The sequence below is a fragment of the Streptomyces sp. NPDC002076 genome (assembly GCF_053593835.1).
The window spans coordinates 522631-548277 of record NZ_JBSFDI010000002.1 but is presented as its reverse complement, the minus strand read 5'-3'; the positions used below and the strand labels follow the sequence as shown (position 1 = coordinate 548277).

General features: G+C 69.1%; 29 protein-coding genes and 7 pseudogenes. 15 read left to right on the top strand and 21 right to left on the bottom strand.

The features are described from left to right. Positions 1-154: 154 nt before the first annotated feature. Positions 155-310, top strand: a pseudogene (locus ACWCQS_RS06860) (hypothetical protein); the annotation flags it as partial. A 13-nt stretch (positions 311-323) separates the two neighbouring features. Here ACWCQS_RS06860 and ACWCQS_RS06855 read toward each other — a convergent pair. Beyond that, on the bottom strand, positions 324-923 hold the full coding sequence (locus tag ACWCQS_RS06855; protein WP_451003447.1) for a TetR family transcriptional regulator: 600 nt from the start codon (positions 921-923) through the stop codon (positions 324-326). Positions 924-984: 61 nt separating this feature from the next. Between ACWCQS_RS06855 and ACWCQS_RS06850 the strand changes: the two genes are divergently transcribed. Beyond that, complete coding sequence (locus ACWCQS_RS06850) at positions 985-1815, top strand: class I SAM-dependent methyltransferase (RefSeq protein ID WP_451003446.1); 831 nt, start codon at positions 985-987, stop codon at positions 1813-1815. Between the two features lie 222 nt (positions 1816-2037). Here ACWCQS_RS06850 and ACWCQS_RS06845 read toward each other — a convergent pair whose 3' ends face one another. Continuing rightward, a complete protein-coding gene (locus ACWCQS_RS06845; RefSeq protein ID WP_451003445.1) occupies positions 2038-2241 on the bottom strand; it encodes a cold-shock protein in 204 nt (67 codons plus the stop codon). Between the two features lie 366 nt (positions 2242-2607). On the opposite strand from ACWCQS_RS06845, the gene ligA reads away from it, so the two are divergent. Further along, entirely contained in the window at positions 2608-4698 is a 2091-nt protein-coding gene (ligA, locus tag ACWCQS_RS06840) for an NAD-dependent DNA ligase LigA (protein WP_451003444.1), read from the top strand. A 202-nt stretch (positions 4699-4900) separates the two neighbouring features. Here the strand turns inward: ligA and ACWCQS_RS06835 are convergent, their stop codons facing one another. The 4 genes and pseudogenes from ACWCQS_RS06835 to ACWCQS_RS06820 form a co-directional block, all read right to left on the bottom strand. Next, complete coding sequence (locus tag ACWCQS_RS06835) at positions 4901-5116, bottom strand: hypothetical protein (protein ID WP_451003443.1); 216 nt, start codon at positions 5114-5116, stop codon at positions 4901-4903. Between the two features lie 220 nt (positions 5117-5336). Further along, positions 5337-5591, bottom strand: a pseudogene (locus ACWCQS_RS06830) (MFS transporter); the annotation flags it as partial. 458 nt (positions 5592-6049) lie between these two features. Beyond that, positions 6050-6607: a hypothetical protein gene (locus ACWCQS_RS06825; protein WP_451003442.1), complete on the bottom strand. Its 558-nt coding sequence runs from the start codon at positions 6605-6607 to the stop codon at positions 6050-6052. A gap of 611 nt (positions 6608-7218) precedes the next feature. Further along, positions 7219-7764 carry a TetR/AcrR family transcriptional regulator gene (locus ACWCQS_RS06820; RefSeq protein WP_451003441.1) on the bottom strand — a complete coding sequence of 182 codons (546 nt, stop codon included), beginning with the start codon at positions 7762-7764 and terminating at the stop codon, positions 7219-7221. A 114-nt stretch (positions 7765-7878) separates the two neighbouring features. Between ACWCQS_RS06820 and ACWCQS_RS06815 the strand changes: the two genes are divergently transcribed. Continuing rightward, positions 7879-8724 (top strand): patatin-like phospholipase family protein, encoded by an 846-nt coding sequence (locus ACWCQS_RS06815; RefSeq protein ID WP_451003440.1) that lies wholly within the window; start codon positions 7879-7881, stop codon positions 8722-8724. 11 nt (positions 8725-8735) lie between these two features. On the opposite strand, the gene ACWCQS_RS06810 is transcribed toward ACWCQS_RS06815, so the two are convergent. From ACWCQS_RS06810 to ACWCQS_RS06795, 4 genes are all read right to left on the bottom strand, one after another. Then, positions 8736-9161, bottom strand: a complete 426-nt coding sequence (locus tag ACWCQS_RS06810; protein ID WP_451003439.1) for a hypothetical protein — start codon at positions 9159-9161, stop codon at positions 8736-8738. 132 nt (positions 9162-9293) lie between these two features. Then, positions 9294-9665: a fic family toxin-antitoxin system, toxin component gene (locus tag ACWCQS_RS06805; protein ID WP_451003438.1), complete on the bottom strand. Its 372-nt coding sequence runs from the start codon at positions 9663-9665 to the stop codon at positions 9294-9296. Beyond that, the gene (locus tag ACWCQS_RS06800) at positions 9662-9919 is read right to left on the bottom strand and encodes a hypothetical protein (protein WP_451003437.1); all 258 of its coding nucleotides are present in this window, start codon (positions 9917-9919) and stop codon (positions 9662-9664) included. The genes ACWCQS_RS06805 and ACWCQS_RS06800 overlap by 4 nt, the downstream gene beginning before the upstream one ends. A 96-nt stretch (positions 9920-10015) precedes the next feature. Then, the gene (locus ACWCQS_RS06795) at positions 10016-10291 is read right to left on the bottom strand and encodes a hypothetical protein (protein ID WP_451003436.1); all 276 of its coding nucleotides are present in this window, start codon (positions 10289-10291) and stop codon (positions 10016-10018) included. A 449-nt stretch (positions 10292-10740) separates the two neighbouring features. Between ACWCQS_RS06795 and ACWCQS_RS06790 the strand changes: the two genes are divergently transcribed. Together ACWCQS_RS06790 and ACWCQS_RS06785 are read left to right on the top strand one after the other, a co-directional pair. Next, positions 10741-11046, top strand: coding sequence for a hypothetical protein (locus ACWCQS_RS06790; RefSeq protein ID WP_451003435.1), 306 nt, complete (start codon positions 10741-10743; stop codon positions 11044-11046). Between the two features lie 180 nt (positions 11047-11226). Then, positions 11227-11388, top strand: a pseudogene (locus ACWCQS_RS06785) (IS110 family transposase); the annotation flags it as partial. 181 nt (positions 11389-11569) lie between these two features. On the opposite strand, the gene ACWCQS_RS06780 reads toward ACWCQS_RS06785, so the two are convergent. Beyond that, positions 11570-12265 (bottom strand): helix-turn-helix transcriptional regulator, encoded by a 696-nt coding sequence (locus tag ACWCQS_RS06780; protein WP_451003434.1) that lies wholly within the window; start codon positions 12263-12265, stop codon positions 11570-11572. Between the two features lie 143 nt (positions 12266-12408). Next, positions 12409-12543: pseudogene (locus ACWCQS_RS06775) on the bottom strand (HTH domain-containing protein); the annotation flags it as partial. Positions 12544-12623: 80 nt separating this feature from the next. Between ACWCQS_RS06775 and ACWCQS_RS06770 the strand changes: the two are divergent. Continuing rightward, positions 12624-13358, top strand: coding sequence for an alpha/beta fold hydrolase (locus ACWCQS_RS06770; RefSeq protein ID WP_451003433.1), 735 nt, complete (start codon positions 12624-12626; stop codon positions 13356-13358). Between the two features lie 410 nt (positions 13359-13768). On the opposite strand, the gene ACWCQS_RS06765 is transcribed toward ACWCQS_RS06770, so the two are convergent. Further along, positions 13769-14770: an acyl-CoA desaturase gene (locus ACWCQS_RS06765; RefSeq protein WP_451003432.1), complete on the bottom strand. Its 1002-nt coding sequence runs from the start codon at positions 14768-14770 to the stop codon at positions 13769-13771. A gap of 980 nt (positions 14771-15750) precedes the next feature. Here ACWCQS_RS06765 and ACWCQS_RS06760 point away from each other — a divergent pair. The 3 genes and pseudogenes from ACWCQS_RS06760 to ACWCQS_RS06750 all read left to right on the top strand — a co-directional run. Then, positions 15751-16005, top strand: a pseudogene (locus ACWCQS_RS06760) (substrate-binding domain-containing protein); the annotation flags it as partial. A gap of 50 nt (positions 16006-16055) precedes the next feature. After that, a complete protein-coding gene (locus tag ACWCQS_RS06755; protein ID WP_451003431.1) occupies positions 16056-16553 on the top strand; it encodes an SRPBCC family protein in 498 nt (165 codons plus the stop codon). Continuing rightward, positions 16550-17059, top strand: coding sequence for a DinB family protein (locus tag ACWCQS_RS06750; protein WP_451003430.1), 510 nt, complete (start codon positions 16550-16552; stop codon positions 17057-17059). Before ACWCQS_RS06755 ends, ACWCQS_RS06750 begins: the two co-directional genes overlap by 4 nt. Before the next feature lie 13 nt (positions 17060-17072). Here the strand turns inward: ACWCQS_RS06750 and ACWCQS_RS06745 are convergent, their stop codons facing one another. Further along, the gene (locus tag ACWCQS_RS06745; RefSeq protein ID WP_451003429.1) at positions 17073-17513 is read right to left on the bottom strand and encodes a hypothetical protein; all 441 of its coding nucleotides are present in this window, start codon (positions 17511-17513) and stop codon (positions 17073-17075) included. Between the two features lie 175 nt (positions 17514-17688). After that, the gene (locus tag ACWCQS_RS06740) at positions 17689-18603 is read right to left on the bottom strand and encodes a helix-turn-helix domain-containing protein (RefSeq protein ID WP_451003428.1); all 915 of its coding nucleotides are present in this window, start codon (positions 18601-18603) and stop codon (positions 17689-17691) included. 224 nt (positions 18604-18827) lie between these two features. Here ACWCQS_RS06740 and ACWCQS_RS06735 point away from each other — a divergent pair, with 224 nt between their 5' ends. Next, positions 18828-19148, top strand: coding sequence for a carboxymuconolactone decarboxylase family protein (locus tag ACWCQS_RS06735; protein ID WP_451003427.1), 321 nt, complete (start codon positions 18828-18830; stop codon positions 19146-19148). 107 nt (positions 19149-19255) lie between these two features. Continuing rightward, positions 19256-19660 carry a (R)-mandelonitrile lyase gene (locus tag ACWCQS_RS06730; protein WP_451003426.1) on the top strand — a complete coding sequence of 135 codons (405 nt, stop codon included), beginning with the start codon at positions 19256-19258 and terminating at the stop codon, positions 19658-19660. A 73-nt stretch (positions 19661-19733) separates the two neighbouring features. Here ACWCQS_RS06730 and tnpA read toward each other — a convergent pair. Together tnpA and ACWCQS_RS06720 are read right to left on the bottom strand one after the other, a co-directional pair. After that, positions 19734-19985, bottom strand: a pseudogene (gene tnpA / locus ACWCQS_RS06725) (IS200/IS605 family transposase); the annotation flags it as partial. Positions 19986-20149: 164 nt separating this feature from the next. Then, positions 20150-20491: pseudogene (locus ACWCQS_RS06720) on the bottom strand (beta-ketoacyl synthase N-terminal-like domain-containing protein); the annotation flags it as partial. Here ACWCQS_RS06720 and ACWCQS_RS06715 point away from each other — a divergent pair. Beyond that, positions 20486-20845 carry a hypothetical protein gene (locus ACWCQS_RS06715; protein ID WP_451003425.1) on the top strand — a complete coding sequence of 120 codons (360 nt, stop codon included), beginning with the start codon at positions 20486-20488 and terminating at the stop codon, positions 20843-20845. The pseudogene ACWCQS_RS06720 and the gene ACWCQS_RS06715 overlap by 6 nt on opposite strands. A gap of 520 nt (positions 20846-21365) precedes the next feature. On the opposite strand, the gene ACWCQS_RS06710 is transcribed toward ACWCQS_RS06715, so the two are convergent. Next, positions 21366-21494: a hypothetical protein gene (locus tag ACWCQS_RS06710; protein WP_451003424.1), complete on the bottom strand. Its 129-nt coding sequence runs from the start codon at positions 21492-21494 to the stop codon at positions 21366-21368. Between the two features lie 138 nt (positions 21495-21632). Here ACWCQS_RS06710 and ACWCQS_RS06705 point away from each other — a divergent pair, with 138 nt between their 5' ends. Further along, complete coding sequence (locus ACWCQS_RS06705; RefSeq protein ID WP_451003423.1) at positions 21633-22910, top strand: IS701 family transposase; 1278 nt, start codon at positions 21633-21635, stop codon at positions 22908-22910. An 87-nt stretch (positions 22911-22997) separates the two neighbouring features. On the opposite strand, the gene ACWCQS_RS06700 is transcribed toward ACWCQS_RS06705, so the two are convergent. The 3 genes from ACWCQS_RS06700 to ACWCQS_RS06690 form a co-directional block, all read right to left on the bottom strand. After that, entirely contained in the window at positions 22998-23825 is an 828-nt protein-coding gene (locus ACWCQS_RS06700; protein WP_451003422.1) for an SAM-dependent methyltransferase, read from the bottom strand. Between the two features lie 78 nt (positions 23826-23903). After that, entirely contained in the window at positions 23904-24155 is a 252-nt protein-coding gene (locus ACWCQS_RS06695; protein ID WP_228617726.1) for a DUF397 domain-containing protein, read from the bottom strand. Then, positions 24152-25024 (bottom strand): helix-turn-helix domain-containing protein, encoded by an 873-nt coding sequence (locus ACWCQS_RS06690; protein ID WP_451003421.1) that lies wholly within the window; start codon positions 25022-25024, stop codon positions 24152-24154. The genes ACWCQS_RS06695 and ACWCQS_RS06690 overlap by 4 nt, the downstream gene beginning before the upstream one ends. 381 nt (positions 25025-25405) lie before the next feature. Between ACWCQS_RS06690 and ACWCQS_RS06685 the strand changes: the two genes are divergently transcribed. Beyond that, positions 25406-25639, top strand: coding sequence for a hypothetical protein (locus ACWCQS_RS06685; protein ID WP_451003535.1), 234 nt, complete (start codon positions 25406-25408; stop codon positions 25637-25639). The last annotated feature ends 8 nt before the right edge of the window (positions 25640-25647 follow it).

Genomic DNA, 25647 nt, shown 5'->3' with positions numbered 1-25647 from the left:
TCTTCCGGGTGGCGTTAGCAGCACCTGTGGTCGGTGGTGGTCGGTGCCAAGAACTTCTCGGTCATCCGGCCTCTTGGTCCTGGGTGGCGGAGCTGCCCGAACCTGATGCTGCGGACCGAGTCGTCGTACCGGATCGAAGCCGTCGCAGGCGACGCTCACGCACCAACTGAATGCCCTGGAGAAGGCCGCAGGCGTTCACCTGATCGAACGGACCAGCCCCCTCGCTGCCACTTCCGCGGGCACCGCTCTCATCCAGGAAGCAGAGCACCTGCTCGGCCTCCTGGACGCAGCGCCATCCTCCGTCACCTGACGGGCGGCCCGACCTACTCCTGGGGTGGTCGCAAGGCGCCGGCGATGACGGTGGTCACCATCTTGCGAACGGCGGCGGTCTGCGGCGGGGCACTTGTCCGGTCGGCGAACAGCAGGTGCCCAGCCCCGACGAGAGTGGGGGCGAGTGTGTCGATGTCGGCGTCACCGGCCACGCGCCCCAACTCCCGCTCGGCGGTGAGATAGGCAGCGATCATGGCGGTGCCTTGCATGGCCAGTGGGATGCCGGTCAGACCGGCCTCGCGCAGCCGGGCGCGGAGGCCATCACGGAAGGTGATGAGCGCGATGATTGCCACCGTGACCGGCCCGAACAGGTCCTGCAGCGCGTCAGCGAGGTTGTCCACCACGCTCCCGGTGCCGGCCGCCGCACGCAGAATCGTGGTCCGCTCCTCGATGCCGCGGACGCGGTCGAGGACCAGTTCCGCCAGGAAAGCGTCGAAGTCGGCGAAGTGCCGGTGCAGCACGCCCTTGGCACAGTTCGCCTCCTCCGTGACCGCCCGGCTGGTCAACGCGTCGGGTCCGTCCCGGAGCAGGACGCGCTCGGCGGCTTCGAACAACTGGCTGCGCACGTTGTGGATGTGTACCCCTGACGGCATTGTCTCCCTTTCCGCGCCGCCCCGCCTTAACAAGTGGGCAACCGCCCATTAGTGTGGGCGCATGCCCACTTTATCGCAGGGACAGCCGGACAAGTCCGGCCCCGAGCCCCACCGCCACCGGCAGACAGCCGAGTCGTTCGGCGTGGACGCCGAACGCTACGACCGCGCCCGACCGCCGTATCCCCAGGCCCTGGTGGACAGGATCGTCGCGGCAAGCCCCGGTCGGCACGTCCTCGACGTCGGAGCCGGGACCGGCATCGAGGCTCGGCAATTCCAGGCGGCCGGCTGCACGGTGCTCGGTGTCGAGCCCGACGAGCGGATGGCCGCCTTCGCGCGACGCAGCCGTGTTGAGGTCGAGGTCGCCAGGTTCGAGGACTGGCAGCCGGCCGGGCGGCAGTTCGACGCGGTCATCGCAGGCACCGCCTGGCACTGGGTGGACCCCGTCGCCGGCGCGGCCAAGGCCGCCCAGGTGCTCCGGCCCGGCGGCCGGCTCGCCCCCTTCCACCACGTCCCCCAACTCCCGGCCGAGGTGATCGACGCCCTCGCCGAAGCCCTCCAACGGGTCGCCCCCGATTCCCCGTTCAACCCCGGCCTGCTGAGAGGATCGGCCGTGGACACCTACCAGCCACTGTTCGCGAAAATCGCCGACGGGATCCGGCAGACCGGCACCTTCAGCGAGCCGGAACAGTGGCTCTTCACCTGGGAGCGCACCTACTCCCGAGAGGAGTGGCTCGACCAACTCCCCACCTTCGGCGGCCTCACCCAACTCCCCGCAGACAAAATGGCGGAGGTCCTGGACAGCGCCGGGACCGCGATCGACAAGCTCGGCGGCCACGCCACCATGCCCTACACATCCGTCGTGATCACCTCGACCCGCTCACATACGGCCTGACCACCGCAAACGTCGGGCGTCGCAGAGCGCGAGCAGACTGCTGAGCTCGGCGACGCCCCTGGCGAGGCGGGGCAGGCTCTCCGGCTCCTTGCACCGGACCTCAGTCCAACGGTCTGTCCCGGCGGGCCACACGATTGCTGAAGATCAGCCGATCGTCCCGCTGCTAACACAACATGGAATCAGGAGTTCCAGCAGGACTCACTGCTAACGGAGCGGCTCAACCTACACGCCGCGGACGATGTTCTCGGCCTGGGGGCCCTTCTGGCCCTGGGTGACATCGAATGTGACGGTCTCTCCCTCAACCAGTTCCCGGTATCCGTTGCCCTGGATGTTGGAGTAGTGGGCGAAGACGTCCGGTCCGCCGTCCTGGGCGATGAAGCCAAAGCCCTTCTCCGCGTTGAACCACTTCACGGTGCCGCTGGCCATGCTGTTGTCCTTCGTTCTCGCTGGGAAACCCCAGCTGGGCGAGATGGGGCCTTCCAACGAGAAGAGGCCCAGCGTCCGTCCTACCCCACCTGCAGCCCGGTTATCCGATCATTACCTCCGGTGGGCGCTGCGGCCTGGCGCTGAGGTCGCGTACATCGCCGATGCCGGTCCAGCCTGGCTGATCACCCCCATAGAAGATGGCCATACGAGCCTGGACCCCGACGGCACTCCCACACCTCCCTGGCAGTATCGAGCAGGACGCGACGGCGGCAGCCGGGGCGCTGCTGCGCTTTCGGCGTTCCGTATCCTCACGAGCCATCCTTCGTCGGCGACCCGTTGTCAGTGGTGCACGGCAAGATGCCGAGCATGACGACTTCTGCAGCAGTGATCGACGATGCCGCCGCCTATGCACAAGCGGTCAAGGACGCCGGGCGTGCGGCTGCCGCTTACTACGCGGGCGGTACGTCGCCCCTGGACGATGACACCTACGACAACCTGGTGCGCGGGATCGCCGCGTGGGAGGCAGATCACCCCGATCAAGTGCTGCCCGACTCCCCCACGGGCAAGGTCGCCGGCGGTGCGGCCGAGGGCGATGTGCCGCACATCGTGCCGATGCTCAGCCTGGACAACGTGTTCTCCGCAGAGGAGTTCATTGCCTGGACAGCATCTCTGGACAGGCGCATCGGTCGTGAGGTCACGCGGTTCCATGTGGGGCCGAAACTGGACGGACTGGCGGTCGCTGCCCGTTACAGCAGCGGCCGCCTCACCCAGCTGATTTCTCGCGGGGACGGGACGGCCGGGGAGGACGTCTCGCACGCGATAGGCACCATAGAGGGGCTGCCCGCGACCCTGGCCGAGATGGTCACCGTGGAGGTGCGTGGCGAAGTCCTCATGACCACTGCCCAGTTCGAGCACGCCAACGAGGTGCGCACGGCCCATGGCGGACAGCCGTTCGCCAATCCCCGCAACGCGGCCGCCGGCACGCTGCGAGCCAAGGAACGCGCCTACACGGTCCCGATGACCTTCTTCGGGTACGGCCTGCTTCCCGCGCCCGACACCGACCCGGCTCTCGCGGATCGGCTGAACGCGTCTGCACACAGCGACCTGATGAAGCTGGTCGCCGATTTCGGAGTACACACCAGCGCCCGGACCGCCGTCCCGGATACGGTCGCCGACAGTCCCGAGCAGGTCCTGGCCCGGGTGCAGGAGATCGCCGCTGCGCGTGCGAACCTGCCCTTCGGTATCGACGGCATCGTCATCAAGGCCGACCTCGCCGCCGACCAGGAGGCAGCTGGATCCGGCTCCCGCGCTCCCCGGTGGGCGATAGCGTACAAGCTGCCGGCCGTGGAGAAGATCACCCGGCTGCTGCAGGTGGAGTGGAACGTCGGCCGTACCGGGATCATCGCCCCGCGCGCCGTCCTGGAACCAGTCGTGATCGACGGCTCCACCATCACCTACGCCACCCTGCACAACCCGGCCGACATCACGCGTCGTGGTCTGCTCCTGGGCGATCACGTCATGGTCCACCGCGCCGGCGACGTCATCCCCCGCATCGAGGCCCCCGTCGCCCACCTGCGCACAGGCGACGAGACTCCCATCGCCTTCCCCGAGCACTGCCCCCGCTGCCAGTCCGGCATCGACACGAGCGAGGAACGCTGGCGGTGCGCTCAGGGCCGCAACTGCCACCTGGTCGCCTCTCTAGCCTATGCCGCCGGCCGAGACCAGTTCGACATCGAGGGCCTGGGCCAAACCCGCATCGTCCAGCTCGTCGACGCGGGCCTGGTCACCGATCTCGCGGACCTGTTCACCCTGCAGCGCGACCAACTGCTCGGCCTGGACCGGATGGGTGAAACCAGCACCGACAACCTCCTCGCCGCGATCAACAAGGCCAAGGGACAGCCGCTGGCGCGCGTGCTCTGCGCGCTCGGCGTCCGCGGCACCGGCCGCTCCATATCCCGTCGCATCGCCCGGCACTTCGCCACCATGGACCAGGTTCGCGCGGCCGACGCCGAGGCGATGCAGCAGGTCGAGGGCATTGGTGCAGAGAAAGCCCCCTCGATCGTCGCGGAACTCGCAGAACTCGCCCCGCTCATCGACAAACTCGCCGCTGCCGGTATCAACATGACCGAGCCTGGCGCGACCCCGCGCTCAGCCGCCGAGACCGACCCCGGCAGCGACAGCGTGGCTGACGCGCCGATCGGCTCCGGCCCGCTGGCCGGCATGACGGTGGTCGTCACCGGCGCCATGACAGGAAACCTGGAACGGCTCACCCGCAATGAGATGAACGAACTCATTGAACGGGCCGGAGGGCGCTCCTCCTCCAGCGTCTCCAAGAAGACCAGCCTCGTCGTCGCCGGCGAAGGCGCCGGTTCCAAGCGGGCCAAGGCCGAACAGCTCGGTATCCGCCTCACCACCCCGGACGAGTTCGCCATCCTCGTCGCCGGCCTCCTCAACTGAGCCGAACCAGGGCGTTCTGCCGGAGGCCTGCGGCGGCCGGTGGCGTGCCCAGTGATTGACTGCCCGTCCGCGCTGCTTTTCCCTGCGGAGTAGGAGCGGAGCCTGTCCGGGACCCATCGCACGTCGTCCCGGGCGGGCCACAAGCCGTCGGGCGTGAGCCGCCGCCACCTACCGTGAGGTCGGCCAGGCAGTTCGGCAATCGCTATTGAGCGACACCTTCGAGTAGCCGGGGGCCGTTGTTGCGGACGTTTTGACGGCCGTAGGAACCCGTACCTTCACCGCCAGCACGGACCAACGTCCCGAACGACTGTTCCCTATCCGGCAGTTCGTGGTAGCCGGCCGAGGTTGCGGGGAACGCATCGGTGGCCAGGATCGCGCCGAGAGGCGTGAGCATGGCGGCGAGCCGCAGCGCGTACACCGCCTGGTCGGTACCGGAGAGGGGCCCGAGGCAGTGGTGTCCGGTCATATGGCACCAGGCAGGCAGGTCGAGCGGTGCCGCGGGGTCGGTGGCAATGATGTGGACGACGGTGCCGATGCCGCTCCGTCGATGGCCCGGCGCGGGCGCAGCAGGAGGGTCACGCAGAGCAGGCCGGTGCCGTCCACGGTGAGTCCGGCACCGGCAGGCTGGGCGGGCCGGGTCACCGGCTGCTCGCGCTGACGGCGATAGCGGGGAGGACGGCGAGGGCGAGGACGCCGCCGATGAGGGCGAGGACGGGATAGCCGGCGGTGGCCACGACGATGCCGGAGCTCAGGCCGCCGGTGGCGCCGGCGATGGCGACGTCGACCATGCCCTCGGTCTTGGCGCGGGTGGCCAGCGGCACGGCGTCGGTGATCATCGCGGTGCCGGAGACGAGGCCGAGGTTCCAGCCCAGCCCCAGCAGGGCGACGGCCAGAAGAAAGCAACTGCCAAGCCATCCAGGGGCGGTTCTGCGGCGTTCGGGCTCCGTAAGCCCCGTCAGCCCCGTCAGCCCCGTCAGCGGCTCCCAAGTCGAAACCCTGCCCGACGGCGGCGAGATCCGGCTCAGGATGTGGCTGGCGGACGTGAAGACCAGTCACGAGAAGCTGAACACCGAGCAGCTTCAGCGGATGGCCGGCCTCGGTCTGGACTGGGCCGCGCAGGCGCGGGCGTAGCCCGGCCACAACCCGAGCCGAGCCGCTCGGGAGAGATGGTTGGGGGCGCCGGTACCCCGACTCGAAACGCCAGCCCAATCCGCCCGGGCCCGTGCTCACTCCCGTCCTGGACCAGGTGTCCGCTGGGGCACTCTTCCGTACCGATCAGGCCAAGGCCACGCCTCTGCCAGTGGCGCACCATGGCCATGGATTCTGTCGGGTGGGCGGCGGAACGGTCACCTCATCCGACCGGCTGCTCACCCTTGACGACGGTGAAGGCGATGCCGCCCAGCTGCGAGGTGAGATAGCGGCGCAAGGCCGCTGAGGCGCTGCCTGCTTGGCTGGTCTGCAGTTGGATGCCGGAATGGTCCGTGGCCGGGCCGATCTGGTAGACGGGGAAACCTGCAATCGTCGGCGGGCCGTTGTGCGCCATGAGCCTGCGGACGGCCGCTTGTAGCGTCCGCTCGGAGTAGCGGCAAGCCAGGATGTCGAGCCGGTTGAGGTCGACGGCCGGGTGGGCGCGCTTGGCCGCCTGCGCGAGCAGCCTCCCACGCGCCACGTCCGTGACACACAGCGCCACCCGCCCCGGGGTGTAGCCGTCGATCACCGTGCCAAAAATATCCGAGTACGCGCCGTTGAACTCCTCGTCGCCAACGGCCTGTGCAAGGGCCTGTGCCTGCGCAGTGTCGATGGAAGTGCCACTGCCCGCAGCGGGTGACGCCGCGCTCTGGGCCTGCACGCCTTCCGAGCAGGAGGCGCTCACCCCACCGCTCGAATGCCTGCTGCCGGCCGAGGACACAGACGTAGTGCCAGCGGACGGCGTCCGCGCCGCGGAGTTCCCCAGCGAGGACCCGGCGCACGCCGCAGTGGCAGCCAACATCCCCGAACAAAACGTCAGAGCAACAGCGCGCCGCATGGTGTCCTTCTTCCGCCCGTAGTCCCGTCCAAGCGCAGCCGCTCCCCACCAGCCCCCGAGACGCCGCGACACGATGGCGCGCAGTGTAGCGAGTGCGAAATGGCTCACGACCGCCCGTGCCCAGTGGTGGCGCGCAACACGGCAGCGTCGCGGCATACACATCCGGTTCCCGCGGATGCGCGACACCTTCGCCCGCCGCAGTGGCTGTGCCCTTCTTCTGCTGGCACTGGTGCTCGTGGCCCTGGCCGGCATCGTGACCGGGCTGCTGCTCACCCATGGCGTCCCCGATGCCTGGTGGCCCCACACCAGCCACGCCTTCACCTCGCCCCGGGGCACGGCCACACCCAACGACCCCTACGACCTGATCCTCGGCCCTGATCTGACTCCGGCTCGGCGATCGTCCAATCCCAGCTCTCTGCTGTCGGTTGGCATCCTGCGGGCCTCATGCTGCCGGGCTCGGTACTGGTGTGCTGCCCCGCAGCGGTGCACGACGGCTAACCGCCTGGAACGCGAGGTGGTCGCGGCGCCTGCAGGAGGGCGGCGAACCGCTTCAGGGCAAGATCGGTGCGCTCACGTTCGCCGGTGATGGTGAGATCGAACAGCAGGCCTCGCATGACGGCCATGACGAGGGTGGGGGTGGCAGTGTCGTCGTTCCCGGTGGCGATGTCGGCGAAGACAGTGTGCAGAGGCCCAAACCAGTCGGTGACGGCCCCCGCCTGGTCCGGGTAGCACTCGGGATGGGCCAGCAGGTCGGCATGGACTTCGAAGAAAAGTCGAACGAACGGAGCTCGTTCGGGCGCACTCAGCCACGTCCAGATCCCGCACAGCCGCTCCTCGATGTCGCCGCCGCTCGACGGCAGGCCGTGCGCCAGGCGCTCAGCGCCGCGCCGGCGCGCCTCGGCGAGAACCGCGGCCACCAAATCCTGCTTGCTGCCGAAGTCGTAGAGCAGCATCCGCGGGCTGGTACCCAGTGCCACGGCCAGCGGACGAAGACTCAAACCGGCCAGCCCCTGCGCGAGGACGTAGTCGGTGGCCTGCATCAGCACGCGGTCACGTCGGGCGGGATCGGAGGGTCGTCCCACAGTCCACCGTCCTCTCGTGCGATACGTCGTGCAAGTATATGACACGAGTGTTTCAATAACGGAGGGAGAGCCATGAAGACCGACGGCACGCACGACCTCGACCGGGCACTGGTCCTGGGGCCCGGCGGGCGTCTTGGCACCGCATGGACGGCCGGACTGACAGCGGGGCTACGCAGCTTCGGGGTGGACCTGGGCGAGGCCGACGTCATCGTGGGCACCTCGGCCGGAGCGATCGTCGGCGCAGTCCTCGCCACCGGGCAGGACCCCGCCCGCCTCGCCACCGTCCGGCGCTCCGCCAACGCCTCGCTCGCGCCGCACCGCCCCGACCCGGCAGTGACAGCCGCAGTGTTCGCCGTCCTCGGCGACCCGGGCCTTGACCCTACGGATGCCCGTCGCCGGGTGGGCCGCATCGCCCTGGAAACGGTCGACGCGGAGGCGGAGAACCAGCTGATCGCCCAGCGCGCCGCACTGATCGCCGCCGACAGCTGGCCGCAACGCCCTCTGCTGATTCCGGCCGTTGACGCCGAGAGCGGCGAGCCGATCGTGTGGGACGCCGCCGCGGGCGTCCCACTCGTTCGCGCGGTAGCCGCGTCCAGCGCCTTCCCCGGGATTGAGCCGCCCGTCGCCGTCGACGGCCACCGCTACCTGGACGGCGCCCTGCGAGCCGGCACCAACACCGACCTGGCGGGCGATGCCCGCACGCTGGTGGTGGTCGACCCGCTCGCCCACCGCCACCCCCACCCCACAGCCGACGGCGCCCACATCCTGGGCCCCGATCCAGCCGCGGTGCGCCTCCTGGACGCCGAGCAGAGCGACCCTGAAGCGTGGAAGGCGGCCTACCAGGCGGGCAGGGCTCAGGCCGGCGCGGCAGCCGCGGGACTACGCGCGCACTGGCGGCTCGCCTCGGCCCGCCGCTAAAGGATTCCGAGTCACTCTTCGCCCCACTTCTGGAGCGGCTGGCGCCGCGCGACCTTCGAGCGGCACTGCCGGAACCCGTTACGCCGCATCCACTGACACCTCGCCCGCGGTGGAAGGTGTCCCGGCCGCGCGCTGGCGGACAGCATGCAGTTCGCCCAGGCGTTGACGGAGGAGGAGTGCAGCGGCAGGTGACCGGCCGTGTCTGCGGCCTCCTCGGCCCCGCGGCCGCGGCGCCGCAGGCATGTTTCGTGTGCCGCGTCGGCCTCCGCCACCGCCTCCTGCGACCCGAGTAGCCGACGCAGCGCGTCCGCGCGCCGCTTGTCCCGGATCTGCTGCGCCACCTGCGGCGAGTGAACACTGCCCAAGCCGGATCGGCGTCCGCACAGCAGGCCCCGCTCCCACGCCGCCGCCAGCAGGGCGCGGGGTCCGTCTCGCATTGCAGGGTGAGCACGGCGACCGCAGCCTTGTCCGACAGGTCGGCCCGAACGGCGACCGCCAGGTCGACGGCCCTCCGCACCAGCTCCTCGGTCGGAGAGGACGCCGCGCCGCTCCCACTCAGCTCAGCCGGGTCAGGGCTTCCACGTGCGGAGCATGGCGGCGATCCCGGCAGCGGTGGAACGCGGACTGTTCAACTCGTGGGCGAGCGCGGTCAGTTGCTCGCGGGTCGGGTTGACCGGGATGTTGCTGGCTTCGAGGTACATGACGGCGACGGCGCAAGCGACCGTCAGGTTGGAGCGCTCCAGCCAGCGGCAGCGGCCGAGGATGTGGACCAGGGCAGCAGCGCGGGCGTAGGGGCCGTCATAGACGGGGCGCTCGAGGAGTTCGCCGCGGTGGCGGGCGACCGCGGCGACCGGTACGCCGTAGTCGTCGACGCCAGGGTCACGGTGGCCGGCCCGTTCGGCGACTTCCAGGATCCAGGACTCGTCGACGTGCAGGATCACGCAGCGGCGCCCGGCTGCGGCTCGGCGTAGGGGGCGTCGAGCTGCTGCTCCAGGTCGTCAAGGAACGCGCCGTGCTCTTCGATGAGGCGCTGAGCGGCGGCCATGCCGGCGGCTCGGGCTCCCGTCGTGTCCTCGATGATCAGACGCTCAACGTAGCGGTTGAAGTCCAGGCCGCGGGCGGCCGCAGCGTCCTTGCCCGCCGCGAGGACGCCGGGTTCCAGACGGACCTGAGTCTGCTTCTTCGGGGAGGTCATACCTGAAGGGTAGCAGGGTGGTAGCAGGGGTGCGGCGATGCCTGCCCGGAGAGCCTCCGGTCATGTCCGCTCGGCGATTCCGCCCTCCCCCGCCCCTCATCGGTTTCGCCACGAGCCGCCGGCCCCGTCAGCCACCGCCGCTAGGCGCTGCGAGGCCTCCGGCCGCTCGTCTTCTTCGCGGCCGCCTTCCTGGCCGGCTGCTTCTTCGTCGTCTTCTTTGCCGCGGGCTTCTTCCGTCGGCAGCTCATGGACGCCGACGTCCACAAACGCCTTGCCGCACGGGTCCGGCAGTCGGAGAAGCGCCTCTCCCAGGCCCTCGGCGAGGCCGCCTGAGCCGATTCCGGCCTTGGAGCGCCAGCCGACGTCGACCATCAGCTCGGGCCCCAGGGAACCGCCGTCAGTCGCGTGCTTCTGCCGGAAATGGGCCGCCTTCTCATGTCCACTCCCACCTCGAACGCCTTGAGAACCGCTGGCGGTGGGAGTGAGTCCCCCCTCCGGGCCCAATCCTCGCTCGCCCCCTCCGCGCCGCAGGCTGCTCGGCGGAATCGGAAAGACGTCGCATCGTGAATTCGACGGCGGAGCAATCCCGACGAACGTCATTTCCGTATGAATTCACAGGAAGCAAAACCTCCTCCACAACAACATCAACGAGAAGTTTCGCAAACGTTTATGTCGAAATCGGAGGTGACGGTCCGCCGCCGCCCGAACGCGCTTCGCGCGGGCGGCGAGCGACGCACAGAGCTACGGGCAGGCTCTGAAGCGCAAGGACGGCCCGTCGAGGCCGCCAGAAGATCAAGCACACCCTCAGAGAGGGGCTCACCATGCGCGCGCGCACACGTATCAAGAGATTGGCTGTCGCGGTTGCGTCGGCACCGATCCTGGCCATCGCCGCCGGGGCTGGAGCCGCCCAGGCAGCCGCCACCGCCGCGCCCGAGCAGGTCGTCTCGTTCCACCAGGACAACGGCTGGGGCTGGGGTGGAGGACACCACAACGGCGGGGGCTGGGGCTGGGGCCACCACGGCTGGGGCTGGGGCTGGGGCTGGGGTGGAGGACACCACCACGGTGGGGGCTGGGGCTGGGGCCACCACGGCTGGGGCTGGGGTGACCACGGTTGGGGCTGGGGCTGAGGCGACTGAGTGTCAGCAGAACTGATCGCAACCCCTGACAACAAAGAATGGATCCGGGTGCTCGATCCCGTCGGGCACCCGGGTCCACGTGCCAAAGCCCTGATGTACCTGATGTGCTGGTGTCCGCGACGACGGAGGGACCGGATGCGGAGGGCTTGCAACAGCGAGCCCAGGTTGCCACCCGCCACCATCGGCGCCCTCACTCTGACCGTCGCGGGCAACGCCGGCTGCAAGGTCGCCTATCAGCCCGGCCCGTGCATGCGACGGATCTCCAGCCTCAGTCCGGTCGAGGCAAAGACCGACGCGAAGGACGCCGCAGTGATCGCGGACGCCGCCCGGACAGACAGGGGGTCTTCCTCGCGTTCGAGGCGCTCGGCCTCGGCGTAGACCTCCGCGAGGTTGTGGCTCTGCTTGAAGCGGTGGCAGATCTGAAGGGGTGGCCAATCTCCCGCTTCAGGTCGCGGTAGTGGGCGGGCGACGGAAGAGCGAGGGCTCAGGACAGGCGAGCTGCGCGCACGGATCTCTACTGCGGTGCTTCCTCCGGCCCTCGTTCGGCGGCTGCGGTGAGCTGATTGGCGAGGTTCTTGAGGGCCTGTCGTAGTTCGTCGGGGTGGTGGACGGTGAAGGGCCATTCCAGGGAGGCGAGCAGGCGTGCCATGCCGTCCAGCCGTTCTGCCCGGGCGTGCATGAGGACGCCGGTGGGCTGGGCGGTGAGGGTGAAGGCTGAGCGGGGCAGCCGGCGGGCGATCTCTTCGAGGGGGCCGTGGACCGTCACCTCGACCTGCCAGCGGTAGGACCCCTGGGCCAGGGTCGAGGTCAGGTGGGCTACGGGGTCGAAGCCGTCGGGGGCCGTGAAGTGGCGGGAGCGGGCGGTGACGGAGGCGATGCGGTCGATGCGGAAGGTCCGCAGACTGTCGCGCAGGTGGTCGTGGCCGACGACGTACCAGCGGCCGGTGTGGAAGACCACCCCGTAGGGGTCGATGTCGCGTTCCGTGTGCTCCTGGCGCCAGGACCGGTGGTGGATGCCGACGGTCTCGCGGGCGCGAGAGGCCTGGGCCAGCGCCAGCAGGACGCCGGTGCCGGGCGCCTGCCCGATCACGGCGTTGGCGGTGAACGAGAGGGTCTCCCGCATGGCTGCGAGTGGTTCGCGCAGGGCGTTGGGGAGCACCCGCTCGATCTTGGCCAGGGCACCGGCACTGGCCGGCGCGGCGGTGCCCATGCCCAGACGTTCCGCCGCGAGTAGGCCGAGGAGGCGGCAAGAGCCTCGTCGTTGGTGAGGACCAGCGGTGGCATCCGGTAGCCGCGGGCCAGTCGGTAGCCGCCGTAGCGGCCGCGTTCGGCCTCCACGGGGATGCCCAGCTCCCGCAGGTGCGCGGTGTACCGGCGCACCGTGCGAACGTCGGTGTCCAGGCGGTCGGCCAGCTCCGCCCCGGTGAGCCCGGCGTTCGACTGGAGGAGTTCCAGCAGGGTCAGCACACGGGTCAGGGGATGCGACATGGATCACTCGACATTTCAGGGCGGAATCTGTCCTGTATCGACTCTACGCTCCCCGCAGCACCTCACCTCTGGGAGATCACATGGCCACCTTTGTACTCGTTCCCGGCGCCTGGATCGGGGCCTGGGCCTGGGAAGACACCGTCCGCGCTCTGCAAGAGAGCGGCCACTCGGCGCTGCCGTTGACGCTGACGGGCCTGGCCGAACACGCCGACCAGGGCGGACCACAGACTGACATGGACACGCACATCGCGGACATCACCGGATTCATCGAACGGAACGATCTGCGCGACGTCACGTTGGTCGCCCACAGCTATGCGGCTGCCCCGGTGACCGGGGCGGCCGGACGTCTCGGCGACCGGCTGGAGCGCGTGGTCTACGTCGACAGCGCCCCGTTCGCCGCGGGCATGCGCATGCTCGACCTCATGCCACCTGAGGCCGCGGACCAACTGCGCCACCAGGTCTCCGCTTTCGGTGACGGGTGGCGGCTGCCGATGCCGCCCTTCGAGGTCCTGGGCCTGTCCAGCAGCCTTGACGGGCTCGACGAGGGCCAGCGGGACGCTCTGCGCGCGCGTGCCACCCCTCAGCCGTTCGGCACCTACACCCAGCGCCTCGCCGGCCCGGCCGAGTCCGGGCCCGGTGTGGACCTGGTCCTGGTCGCCTGCCATGACTTCACAGGCCTGCTGGACGCCGGGGTGCCGATGCTGGCCTTCCTGCACCAGCCGCCGTGGCGGCGCTTCGACCTGCCCACCGGGCACTGGCCGATGCTGTCGGCACCCATCGAACTTGCCGGGATCCTCGATACGGCCGTCTCCTGACCCCGCCGGATCACGAGCGACACGGCCCGACGCTCGACCGCGAGAGCGTCCGCAGACTGCGCGCCTGTTCGCAGGCTCTGGCCGCCGGAGTAGGGGGACTTCAACGGGCAGTCGTGCATCTACACCTGGCGTGGCCTGGTCCCGGGCTTCGCCGGCGCTGAAGATCCCGGAAACGCGTCCGCGTCCGGTGGGTCGCATTTTCCTGTCCTGCGAGCACGATCTCGCCCACCGCGGTCGTTGAGATGACCTGGGTGGCGGGGTTGTTAGTTACTCAACGTAGATAGGAACGTGAGTCCGGTATGCCACCACGCCGACCGGATCCTCCGGACAGACCCAGTATCCGGCCGTTCCCGCGCCGTCGGCGTCTCCCTCCGGCACGGGAACCGCGGCGACGCGTAGTCCGAGCGTCGTCAGCCCGTGGACCCGTGCGGGGCACCCGGTTTGGGCAGCAGTCGAGCGCTGAGACGGTCCGAGCTCGGCCAGCGTACGTCGTGAACCCAGCGAAGCTTCTCGAAAATCCAGATGAGGCGGGCCGACGGGTCGAGCTGACCCGGCAGCACGCCGTGGCGCGCGCCCGTGGGATCCGCGTGGTGTGAGTTGTGCCAGCTCTCGCCGAAGGACAGCAGTGCGAGCGGCCAGAAGTTGGTGGCCCTGTCCCGGCTGGCGAAGGGGCGCCTGCCCGCGACGTGGCAGATCGAGTTCACCGACCAGGTGACATGGTGCAGCAACGCCATCCGGATCACGCCGGCCCAGAAGAACCCGGTCAGCGCGCCGGTCCAGGTGCCGGTGACGAACCCGCCGACCAGTGCCGGGGCCAGGAGTGAGACGGCAGCCAGTGGCCCGAAGAGTTGACCGATGAGCCGCAGATCGGGATCGGCGGCGATATCGGGCGCGAACCTGGCGCGGTTACTCAGTTCACGCTTGAGCATCCACCCGATGTGCGCGTGCAGAAGTCCCTTGAGCAGGGCGCGGATGTCGGTCCCGTAGCGCCAGGGCGAGTGCGGGTCACCCTCGCGGTCGGCGAAGGCGTGGTGGCGCCGGTGGTTCGCCACCCACTGGACCGGCGAGCCCTCGACCCCCAGCGAACCCGCGACGGCCAGGGCGATCCGCAGGCCCCGCCGTGCCTTGAACGAGCGATGCGTGAAGAGACGGTGATAACCCACCGTCAGGCCGAAGCCGGACACAAGGTAGGCGACCGCCGCCATGCCGATGTCCAGCGCGGACAGGCACCATCCCCACACGAACGGCACCACGGCGATCAGGGAGATCGGCGGGCCGACGACGAAGATCCACATTGCCACCCCTGCCGCGGCCGTCTGGGGGGCGTCGAGCAGCGGCTTGACCCCGGCCTCGGCATCGGCGTCATGTTCGACAGCGGTCTGTTCGGTACGGTCGACGTCGCTCTGGTTCATCGTTTCCTCGCCATCGCTCAAGCCCTTTCGGAGCCGACGCCGGACCGACCTGGATCACGCGCCCGTGTGCTTTCGAACGCGCTCGGCGGTCCTGGTCTCAGGATCGCACTGGGCGGCATCCGCGCAGGTCGTCGCGGATGTCCAGGGCATGAACGTCGCGGGACTGAATCTCCGTCGGCTCGGCATGTGTTCTGGGCCTCGTAGGGTGTGGGACAGCTGGGGCAAGCGGCGCCGGTGCGCCCTCTCCGTGCAATTCTCGACGCTCCTGCGGCCGGTCAGTGGGTTGACCAGCGGCGGCCGTCAGGCGGTGCGGGCATGCATGCGCGCCGCTTGCCTGGATCGGCATTCGCCGGTCGGGACGCCAGCGAGGACCGGGCGCAGTTGGGGGGAATGCCTCGGTGCGGGTGCGGCCGCGGCGGCTAGTCGGGGGGTGGCGCTCGCCGTTGCGCAGTCAGTCCGGGTGCCTGAGGAGCTGAATGGAAAGTTCCCCAGGTCACAGGCATGCTGACACGTTTGTTGGCCAGAGCTTGGGAAGGTCGTATGTCAAGGGCGGAGGTGAGGGTGACCCTGTGGCCGAGCGCCTTGAGCCGGGGGACCGCCTGGGTCCAGGCCCACGGCGGAGGGTAGTTTCGGCCTCTTGACCGCCATGAACGCAGTTGCAGCGAGGCCCTGCGGCAGCTGTGTACCTCAGTCTGTGAGCGACCCGGCCATCGGCCGCTGCCTGGGCAAGCAAGCCGATGAGGCGTACGCAGATGACGCTTTGGGGCGCAACGCTACGTCCACACTGCGGATGCTGGAACCCGGCAAGGCAGCCGGTGGCATCGACCAGGAAAGCGCGTGGCTCGGCCGCGTCGGTGCCTCGACTGCCTCCGGCGTCGCGAGGAGCGCGGCTCACCGGACTCCGCTGAAGAGCCGCGCCACCGGAGCCGGCGTACACCGCACACGGCGGAGGCCAGTGCTTTGACCGGAAAGGCTTGCCGGGTCGGCGGGTGCCCGACGACGTGGCGCAGATCGGCTTCGAGGACTCGCCCATCGCGCGGCACACCAACGGGCCGCTGACCAGTGTGTGGCAGCCGATGGTGGAGGTGGGCCGCAGGCTGGTGCGCGTACTGCTCGGAGGAGATCCCCGCACGACCGACGGCATGCGGTGCCGGCGGCAGGACTGGTTCGGTGGGAGTGCGCGGAGCGCGAGGATCGTGCGCGCCCGGCCAGGCGTTGTCGTACCCCCGGTGTAGCGTCCAGGCCGGAGTCAGGCTCATTCTCTGCGGTTGACGGAGGCGCGCGGATGTCGAGTACGACAGGCGAGGCCATGGTGGCGGTGTCCCGGCGCATCAAGGCCCCGGCACAGGACGTCTTCCGGATCCTGGCCGACCCCGGACGGCACCCGGACCTCGACGGCTCGGGGATGCTGCGCGGCGGCGTCTTCGACGCCGTGATCTCGGGCGTCGGGGACGTCTTCGTGATGAGGATGCACTACGAGCGCTACGGCGACTACGAGATGAACAACCACGTCGTCGAGTACGAGCCGGACCGCCGCATCGGCTGGGAGCCGAGACCCGGTCGCGGGCACCCGGACGCCACCGACCCCGGGGCCGTCTGGGGCCACCGGTGGGTCTTCGACCTGGTCCCGGACGGGGCCCAGGCGACGGTCGTGACCGAGATCTTCGACGGTTCGTGCATGCCGGAGGACAAACGCGCGGAATTGGTGAGCGGGCGCGTCTGGTGGCAGACGCAGATGGCGAGCACCCTTGAACGCCTCGCCGAACTGTGCGCCGCCCGGTGAACGCCGAACTCGACGCCCTCAAGGGGGCCCTGGACCGCCAGCGCGAGCATGTACTCGGCATCCTCGAAGGGCTCTCGGAGGAGGATCTGCGGCGGCCGGTGCTGCCCAGCGGCTGGCACTGCCTGGCATTGCTGCGCCACCTCACCCTGGACGTCGAACGCTTCTGGTTCCCCGGAGTGATCGCGGGCGAGCCGGATGTGGCCGGACAGCTCACGGCAGGCGCGAAGGCACACTGGTACGTACCGGAGGGGATGAGCACCGAGGAAGTCTTCGCCGACTACCGGGCGGCCATCGTACGCGCCGACGCCGTGCTCGCCTCCGCCACGCCCGATCAGAAGCCCGCCGTCTGGCCCGTGGAGATCTGGCCGACCTGGCGACTGCCTGACGTGCGGCACATTTTGATCCACGTTCTCACCGAAGTCGCCTGCCACAGTGGGCACTTGGACGCCGCGCGCGAGCTGATCGACGGCACCGCCTGGCTTGGCGGCAACCCCTACGCCGGCTAATTCTCTGGCCGGTTCAGCTTCGCTGACCGTGCATGACCGGGGCTCCTTCGAGGGGCAGGTGGCCGCGGACGCAGTGGTACTCGGACTCCAACCACTCCTCGATCACGAAGAGTGGGCGCGACAGCGGAACGCCTCCGATCTGCTGGACCCGCAAAAGCAGCCCCAGATCAGTCAGGGCAAGGGACTCATCGGGCGTGTAGGCCAGCCAGTTGCCGTGCTCGGCAGCGTGGTCGAGGAGGTACTGGTACGCCTCCTCGGGATCACGACCTGCCAGTGCAAAGCCCGCCAGGAAAGCCTGCGGGCCGGTGACGGCATCCATCGCCACGCATGCCAGCTTGCCCCCGTCGTAGAAGACCTTCACTCCGTCGGCGAAATCTTCCTGCGCGTACGAGCCACCCGCTCGCTCGTGCGGCCCGGAACCCTGGAGGGCCGCCGCGACCTCGGCCGGACTCATCCCGAACCGCAGCGGTCCCACACACGCAGGCAGCAGCTCCCAACGCTCCCGCTCACCATGCATCCTCACGGTCCCCACCCCTCAGCCCTCATTGCCCCGGCAAGGAGTACCCGCCCGTGTGGCCACGCGCAAACTGCGCGGGCCAGGCACATGTGCCTGGCGGTGCCCCCGCTCGTCAGAAGGTGTGGCGCTCACGCTGATGCGCGCGGCCCTCTTCCGCCTCAGTACGGGTGGGCTGCGCGAGTTCGGTGGCGGCCCAGGCCGCGAGGAGCTGCAGCGTGTCGTGGTCGGGGGTGCCGGGTTCGGCGCTGTAGGCGGTGAGGGTCAGGCCCGGTTGGGCTGGCAGTTCCATGGCGTCGAAGTCGAGGGTGAGGACGCCGACAGCGGGGTGGCGAAACGACTTGCGGCCGGTGTGGTGCAGGCGCACGTTGTGCTTGGCCCAAGCGGTGCGGAATTCGTCGCTACGGGTGACGAGTTCGCCGATGAGTCCGGTCAGGTCGCTGTCGTGGGGGGCGCGGCCGGCTTCGGTGCGCAGCAGGGCGACGGTGGTGTTGACGGACTGCTCCCAGTCGGGGAAGAAGTCGCGGCCGGCGGAGTTGAGGAACTGAAAGCGGGCGATGTTGGTGGTCTGGGTGGTGCGGTCGGGAAAGAGGGGGGCGTAGAGGGCGCGGCCGAGTTGGTTGGTGGCGAGGATGTCCAGGCGGCCGTTGCGGATGAAGGCCGGGGAGTCGGTCATGGACCGAAGCACACGCAGGACGCTGTCCGGCAGCGGTCCGCGGGCGCGCTTGGTGCGGCGGGTGGGGCGCTTGGCGGCAGCACGGGCCAGGTCGTGGAGGTGGCCACGTTCGGCGTCGTCGAGCTGGAGGGCGTCTGCGAGGGCGTCGAGGACTTCTTCTGAGGCGCCGGCGAGGTGGCCGCGCTCAAGACGGACGTAATAGTCGACGCTTACGCCGGCGAGGAGGGCGACTTCTTCACGGCGCAGGCCCGGTACGCGCCGGTTGCCGCCAAAGGCCGGCAAGCCGGCCTGCTGAGGGGTGATCTTGGCGCGGCGGGAGGCCAGGAACTCGCGGATGTCACTCTCGGTGCTCACGCATTCCAGGCTAGGCCGGGCGGTGCACGCGTGGGGGGTCCTGTCAGTACCTGTAACGGCAGACCCTTCTCCACCCTCTTGAGCTGCGGTTTCCTGGATATCGGCAGCGGTTGCAGGCCCAGCTCCGAGCGGAGCGTGTGAGGCTCGGCGGCTGCCGGACGACCGCACTCGCCCGAGGAGTGGTCCGAGCCGGTTCACCCGTTCTTGACCGAGGAGTCCTTTCCATGCAGAAGCAGTCCGCGCCCCTGGAGCTGGCAGGCATCGCGCCGAAGCTCGTCGAGGTCACCAATGAGGTCCTGTTCGGTGACGTGTGGGAGCGGCCCGGGCTGTCCCCGCGGGACCGCAGCCTGGTCACTGTGAGTGTGCTGGCCGCGCTGTACCGCGGTGAGCAGCTCGGTTACCACCTGGGCGTGGCCCTCGACAACGGGCTGAGCGTGGCGGAGCTGTCCGAGGCGATCACGCATCTGGCCTTCTACGCGGGCTGGCCCAACGCCATGACCGCGATCACCCAGCTCAAGAAGATCGCGGAGGAACGCGGCGCCTGAGCTCACTGGTCGGGTCCGCGCACCCGACCTGTCCATTGCACCCTGCTGCCTGTCCGTCGCGACACAGCACCTCACGAGTACGAGTACCAGTACGGAGAGAACACACCATGGAACTGCTGAAGAAGCAGCCGACGATGAAGCTGCCCGCCGAGTGGTTCACCGGAGACGCCTGGGCTGATGTCATCTATCGCGGCGAAGACCCGTCCCGGGCCCGGGCGAACGCCGTCCGCTTCGCCCCCGGCGCCCGCACCGCCTGGCACTCCCACGGCCTGGGCCAGACCCTCTACGTCGTTGAGGGCATCGCCCTGATCCAGTCTCGCGGCGGCGAGATCCTCGAAGCCCATCCGGGCGACGTGATCTGGACCCCGCCGGGCGAGGAGCACTGGCACGGCGCGGCCCCGGATCACTTCATGACCCACATCGCGCTGTGGGAGACCGACGACGTCGACTGGCTCGAGCACGTCACCGACTCCGAGTACACCGGCCGGCGTCACAGCACCCGCAGCACCTGACCCGCGCCGCTCGCCCGCCGACATGGCGAGCAGTTGGCCTGCCCTCTCCGTAGTCGTCTCGGATCCTGTCCCCTGATGTTGCGACCTTCGGCGGGCAGTGCACCAAGAGGTGGACGTCATCGCGTTCGCCGTTCAACTCCCGGAGTTCCGCTGCGAAGTCGGTACACACGTCGTGCATGACCTCTTCGCAGCGCTTGAGGATGTCGTCGGTGAATGGGCCGCGCCGGTACTTCGGGGTGAGGACCACGTGTGCGTGCAGGGTGTAGACAACCGTAGGACCCCTGCGGATATCGGGGTTTGGCTCATCGTGGTGACGTAGAGCAATGTTAGGACCAGGCCGATGTCCTGCGGGCTCACACCGGCGCGGCGGTGCGCGTCACGCATGGCCGCGACGATGCCGCCCACATCCGGGGCGGTCTCGTGGTGGGCGTCGCAGGACAGCCCGGTGCCCAGGACGGTGTCGAGTGGAGCAGGTCCTGCGTCGGCGGCGCGGCGCAGCACGACCGCCACTGCGCCCTCACCCAGCAGGACCCCGGCACGACCCTCCTGGAAGGGCTGGAGCGCGGGCGTGGGCGCGTCGGCCACCCGGCCGATCATGGTGAGCATAGACTCGCTCATCGCGTCACAGCCCGCCGCCACCACCGCGTCGGCCTCGCCCGTCGCGAGGAGATCATCCAGTCCAGCGATCGCCCGCGTCCGCAACCCGACCCCGGCCGACTCCTCCACGAGCGGCCAGGACACACCCGTAGGTGAAACCAGTGTGCATGGAGGGAGTCCTGGGTACTCGGCGCGATGCCCGGGGCTCCCCCGTAAGGAGGGCACGCGATGCATTCGAGCAGGAAGGGAACGCTCGCCGTTCTGCTGGGGGTCGCCGCGATGTGTCTCTCAGTACCGGCCCAGGCCTTCGCCGGCTCTGGAACGAACGATCACAAACCCAGCGCATACTGCGGAACCGACAAGGCTTCCGGCCTCGGGGTGTCCGCCCCCGAGAATGTACCCTGTGCTGCTGCTCTGCAGGTGGCAGCCGCCTACACCAAGACCTGGCACGACGCGTCGAGCACGACCGTCGAGGTGCGCGCCGCAGGAAGCACCTGGAAATGCCAGGAGCGCCAAGGCGACCCCAACCCCTACCAGGTATGCGTCGACACCCGCGACAACACCCGGCTGATCACGCTGTCGTCCTGACCCACTCCCCCGCCCCCGCACACCCGGAGGCCTCACATGGCGCCCACACGTCGCCCGGCGATCGCGGCCGGCTGTGATGCTCCTGGCTCTGTCCCCCGTCGCCCACGCAGCGTCCGTCACCACTCAAACCGCCTGTGCCAAAGCCCTCGCAGCGGCCGACACGGCCCAGCACGACTAGACTCATGACGGCCTTCCAGGCCCAACCCATCTGCGGTCCCTGGCCCCGGGCCTGACCGACATCTCGGCGTGGCCTGTGTGAGGGAGCTCAGCTGTCATGTGCTGCCCCGGGACGCCGCCTGCCGCCGACGACGACGCACCAGCTTCGCCCGATCCGCGCTGTCGATGGCGGGACCGGTGTGCGCAGCCAGGCGGCATGCATGGAGGTGCCATCGCGGTTGTCGAGGTGACTGGTGCTCCATGACGGAACCTTGTACGAACCCCAACAACTCAACAAGCCGGCTCGGCGCAGGCCGTCGCTGTGACGGCGCCGGCGACCTGAGTACCTGCGCGGGCAGGTCGGTCATCTCGGTGACACTCCCTGGAAGTGCCCGATCAGGCTGACCCGCCGGCGGTCCAACGTGCCGTGGCGGCCGTACTTGGCGAACGCGGCGAGCTTGTCGGCGTAAGGGGGCAGCGGAAACGACTCCACCAGGAGCAGCGTCGCACTTACCGTGGCAGAGACCCGCCGACTCCTGAAGAGCCGCTCCAGCAGACGAAACGCTCCTGGAGTACTAGTAGGACTCCGTTAGGTCTGTCTGCCTGCAGTGTTCAGGGGCATGAGGACTGTGTGGACGCACATGAAGTCAATCGTGTTCGGGCGGAGTTGGCGTTATTCGTGGCGGACGTGTTCGCCTCGATACCGCGCAAGGACCAGCGGGCCAAGAGCGACTGCTATCTGCGGGGACTGATGACGGACGGCCGCCGCAAGTCCATCCAGGCCATGGCCTCGCGGCTGCCGGACGGCAACGAGCAGAACCTGCAGCAGTTCGTGAACCAGTCCACGTGGGATCCGGTGCCGGTACGCCGGCGGATCGCCGAGCGGCTGGTGCCGCAGATCGGCCCGGACGCCTGGGCGATCGATGACGTGTCGTTCCCCAAGGACGGCAGGATGTCGGTCGGGGTTGCTCCCCAGTACTGCGGTGCGCTGGGCAAACAGGCGAACTGCCAGGTCGCGGTCAGCGTGCACGCGGTCTCCGACACAGCCTCATGCCCGCTGAACTGGCGGCTGTTCCTGCCCAAGGAGTGGGACGAGGACACCGTCCGGCGACGGCGGACCGGCGTGCCCAAGGGCGTCGGGCACCGGGAGAAGTGGCGCCTTGCCCTGGACGCCCTGGATGAACTGGCCACCTGGCAGCTGGTGCCGCCGGTCGTGGTGGCGGACGCCGGCTACGGCCAGAATGCCGACTTCCGCGCCGCCCTGGCCGAGCGGGAGATCCGTTACGTGGTCGGCGTCCGCGGCGATCTGACCGTCCAGCCGCATGACGCGGTGCCCGCCGCCCCGGCCTGGTCCGGCAACGGCCGGCGGCCGGTGCCCCGCTACCACCGGCCGCCGGTGCCGGTGGCGGAACTGGCCGCGGCCGCAGGACGGGAGGCCTTCGCGGAGGTGACCTGGCGGGAAGGCTCCCGCGGCCCGATGACCTCCCGCTTCCTTGCGGTGCAGGTCCGGCCGGCCGGGGTGCGTCCGCGTCGGCTGGCTCAGGCAGCCGCGGTGGCCGAGCACGGCCGGTGGGACGGCGTCCTGCCCGAGGTGTGGTTGCTGGCCGAATGGCCCGACGGCGAGGACAAGCCGACCCGCTTCTGGCTGTCCGACCTGCCCGACGACACCCCGATCCCGGAGCTGGTCCGCCTGGCGAAGATCCGCTGGCGCATCGAGCACGATTACCGCGAGCTCAAGCACGGCCTGGGCCTGGACCACTTCGAAGGCCGCTCCTGGAAAGGCTGGCACCACCACGCCACCCTGGTCACCGCCGCCCACGCCTTCCTCACCGAGCAGCGGCTGGCCCCAAAAGCCGACACAGCGGACTCACCCTCTACCAGATCCTCGACACCCTCCAGGACCTGCTGAACTGCTGGACCGGCATCTGCACCACCTGCCACCGACCACTGCCCAGCAGGACCACACCAAGATCAAGACAGACGTAACGGAGTCCTACTAGGGCTTGATGCCTACCCCCGTCCACAGGCTGACCTGGGCGTCCGTGGGCGGCTCAGCTGCGGTCGCGTCTTCGCTGAAAGGGTCGGGGCGCCAGCGGTGCCCCATCGTGATGCCAGGGTCGAGTAGTTCCAGACCGTCGAAGAAGCGGGCGACGTCGGCGCGGGAGCGGAACTGCACGGGCGTTCCCGCGTTGTTGTAGATGTCGGTGACCTTCTGCCAGGTGGGCGGATCGTAGTCGGGCGTGCAGTGGCTCAGTGCCAGGGCGCTGCCGGAGGGCAGGGCGTCGAGCAGACGGTTGACGATCCCGTACGGGTCCTGCTCGTCGGTGATGAAGTGCATCAGGGCGTTGAGGGACAGCGCCACCGGCTCGTTCAGGTTCAATACCTCTGAGAGGATTGGGGCGTTGAGCAGAAACGTAGGGTCCTTGACGTCAGCCTCGATGTATGCGGTGCGGCCCTGGGACGTGCTGCGCATGAGGCGCTCGGCGTACTTCAGCACGAGAGGGTCGTTGTCGGCGTAGACGACCCGGGCGTCGGGCACGACGGACTGGGCCACCTGATGCAGGTTCGGCTCGGTGGGGATGCCGGTGCCGATGTCCAGCCATTGGCGGATGCCGTGGTCTCGCGCGAGAACCCGAGTCGCCCGGTGCATGAAGGACCGGTTCTCACGGGCGCACACGAAGATGCCGGGATAGACGGCCGCGACAGACTCGGCCGCCTGCTTGTCGACGTCGAAGTGGTCCTTGCCGCCGAGGTAGTAGTCGTACATGCGTGCGGAGTGAGGCCTGCTGGTGTCGATGTCCCGCGAGGCCGGCGTGCCGCTCATGCTGTTCCCTTCCGATAGTTGCGTGGCGTGCGGGCGGGGCGACCTCGTGGCGGCGCCTTCTCCCGATCGCGCTGAGGTTCAGCCGGCCGTCAGATGATCGGCGAGGCCCTTCTTGACTCCCTCGAGGAATGCGCTGATCTCCTCGGTGGTGTAGATCAGCGCGGGCCCGGAGGGATCGGTCGACTGGCGCAGCGCGATGCGGCCGTCGGCGAGTTGCTTCGTCTCCACGCACTGGCCCCCGTTGGGCCCGCTCCACGGGCACTCCCAGCCGTGCTCACCAAGATCGGAAGCGGGCATCCCGTTGTAGACACTGCCATGGCTTACGGTCATGAGTACTCCTTGCGCATGTGTTGCAACAGCGCCCTGCTGTCCGCGGAGGAGGTCAGCAGCGACATCCGGTTGTGTGCTTCCAGATGGGCGGCGACATCCGAGCGCTGGTCCAGGTACATCGAGGCGGTAAGGACCTCGCTGTAGACGACGTCGGGCAGCTCCGGCTCCGCGAACCGGAAGTAGGTGAAGGGGGCGCACGCGCCGACATGGGCGCCTGCGGAGAACGGAACGACGTCGATGCTGATATGTTCCAGCTCAGAGGCTTCGAGGAGCCGGTCAATCTGCGCTCGCATCACCTCCGCCCCGCCGACCACGCGGTGCAGGACGGCCTCCTCCATCACCACCCACAGCGTGGGAGCGTCCTTGCTCTCCAACAGTTCCTGCCGGCGAAGCCGCAGTTGGACGCGCCGCTCCAGATCTTCCTCGGAGTCATTGGGAAAGCCGCCGCGCAGGACGGCGCGCGCGTAGGCGTACGTCTGCAGCAGCCCGGTGACGTAGTGCGGCTCATAGGTACGCAGAGTTCTGGCGCTGGTCTCCAGGCTGACGTAGGCGGAGAACCAGCTGGGCAGCACATCGCGATAGTCATGCCACCAGCCCGGTTCGTTGGCCCGCTCGGCCAGGGCGACGAACTCGTCGATCTCCTGCCGGTCGGCTCCGTAGGCCTCCAGCAACCGCTCCACGTACAGGGGCTTGAGAGCGACCTCCGCCTTCTCCAGGCGCCTGACGGTCAACGGCTTCATCCGCAGGGCCTTGGCAGCTTCCTCCAGCGACACGTCGGCGCTCTGCCGCCTCTCCCGCAGCCGCCGACCGAGGATCATCCGAAGAACCGTTGGCGCGTTGGCCCCCGCACCCGAACGACCCTCCATCACGCAAACTCCCATCCCCTGACGACACGTCATCATGACGCAGAGCGCGGCGACTTGATGATGACGCCAGCCGGATACCGCGCGGCTGAAATTATCAGGGAAGGAGTTGCAACGTGAAGTCGACTGCGAGCATAGTTACATGCGTGAGCGATCCAGCCAGACGCTCACACCGCCACGGTCAAGGACCGGCAAAACCCTCAGAGTTGTCGCCACCAAACGTCAAGGTCGCACGTCTATTCGAACACGCCTGTCGGGAAGGCCTTGCCGCCGCTCCACATCCTCGCGGCCCGGCCTCGAAGGAAAGGCAACCACCATGTCCCCCACACATCGCTCCTCACCTCCTAGTCAGAAGGCGCAGGTACCGGCTCCTCGCGTGGAGCAGCCATGACCTCGACGGGCTTGATGCACCGCTCCCATCCGTGGCTCGGCCACATGGTGACGGACTCCGCAACAGGACGGCGAGGAATTCTTCGCGCCATCGCACCGGAGGGCACCGCGCCGAAGCCGGTCGCCTGGCTGGCCCCGCGGCGAGGCGGCATCGAATGGACAACGGCGCCTGAAAACCTCACCGATCCCACGCCGATCACGCCGACCGGCCGCCCGGAAGAGAGGACGTGAGGCAGCGC